The sequence below is a fragment of the Vibrio sp. Vb0349 genome (genome assembly GCF_033338975.1).
Genome location: NZ_JAWOTS010000262.1, coordinates 1 through 1280, shown reverse-complemented (window position 1 = coordinate 1280; position 1280 = coordinate 1). Strand labels below are relative to the sequence as shown.

Sequence of the window (1280 nt, the reverse complement as noted above, 5' to 3'; positions counted from 1 at the left end):
AGCAACTGCCTGTGGAACTCACGTTCGACATCGGCCACCAAACCGTCACGCTGGAGCAACTCAACCAACTGCAACCGGGGTACGTTTTCGAGCTCAACCAACCGGTGTCTAAGCCCGTGACACTGCGCGCGAATGGTAAAATCATTGGTGAATGTGAACTGGTAAACGTCAACGATCATTTAGGTGTACGTGTGCTTGAGTTATTCGGCGGCACTCAGGAGCCGGCATGATTCAGTTACCTGATGAGCTAAACCTCATTGTCAGCCTAGCACTGCTGGCATTGATCCCGTTTATCGCCATGATGGCGACCTCATTTGTAAAACTCGCGGTCGTGTTTTCGCTGCTGCGAAATGCGCTTGGCGTACAACAGATTCCGCCGAATATGGCGCTGTATGGCTTGGCGATCATTTTGTCGATTTTCATCATGGCACCGGTTGGCTTTGAAACGTACGACTACGTAAAACAGCACGACATTTCTTTGGAAGACTCTGCCAGCGTTGAGGGCCTGATTGAAAGTGGTTTACAGCCGTATCGCGAGTTTTTGAAAAAGCACATCCGTGAAACCGAAGCGATATTTTTTACCGACGCAGCACGCACGCTGTGGCCACAAAAATACGTGGACCGTTTGGAATCCGACAGCTTATTGCTGTTGCTGCCTGCATTTACGGTCAGCGAGTTAACGCGGGCTTTTGAAATCGGCTTCCTACTCTACTTGCCGTTTATCGCTATCGATTTGATTGTTTCCAATATTCTGCTCGCAATGGGGATGATGATGGTGTCACCGATGACCATTTCTCTGCCCTTCAAGTTACTGCTTTTCGTTTTGCTTGATGGCTGGACAAAACTCACGCACGGCTTAGTGCTGAGTTACGGTTGATGAAGGAGAGAGAATGAATCCTGCAGAAATCATCCATTTCACAACGCAAGCACTCACTTTGGTTCTGTTCTTGTCGCTACCACCAATTTTGGTCGCAGCATTAGTCGGCACCTTAGTGTCGCTGATCCAAGCACTGACTCAGGTACAAGAGCAAACGTTAGGGTTTGTCGTGAAGCTCATTGCCGTGATCATCACCTTGTTCATCACAACGCAGTGGCTAGGTGCAGAGCTGCATGCTTTTGCCTCACTCGCTCTGGATAAAATTCCACAAATACGATGAGTTACGACGATTTACACCAAGCTTTGTTTCTTTATAGCTTAACGCTGCCTAGGCTCATGGCATGCTTTATCTTTCTGCCTATTTTGAGTAAACAGATGCTTGGCGGCGCAATGATCCGTAACG

General features: G+C 48.4%; 3 protein-coding genes and 1 pseudogene. All 4 read left to right on the top strand.

Translation table 11 applies throughout. The features are described from left to right. Positions 1-230 (top strand): type III secretion system cytoplasmic ring protein SctQ (gene sctQ / locus R7Q47_RS25055; protein WP_318090014.1); only part of this gene is annotated, 230 nt, incomplete at its 5' end. Continuing rightward, the gene (gene vscR, locus R7Q47_RS25050) at positions 227-877 is read left to right on the top strand and encodes a SctR family type III secretion system export apparatus subunit VscR (protein WP_005377232.1); all 651 of its coding nucleotides are present in this window, start codon (positions 227-229) and stop codon (positions 875-877) included. The genes sctQ and vscR, both read left to right, overlap by 4 nt. 13 nt (positions 878-890) lie before the next feature. Then, positions 891-1157: a SctS family type III secretion system export apparatus subunit VscS gene (gene vscS / locus R7Q47_RS25045; protein WP_005464497.1), complete on the top strand. Its 267-nt coding sequence runs from the start codon at positions 891-893 to the stop codon at positions 1155-1157. Continuing rightward, positions 1154-1280 (top strand): annotated as a pseudogene (locus R7Q47_RS25040) (EscT/YscT/HrcT family type III secretion system export apparatus protein); the annotation flags it as partial. The gene vscS and the pseudogene R7Q47_RS25040, both read left to right, overlap by 4 nt.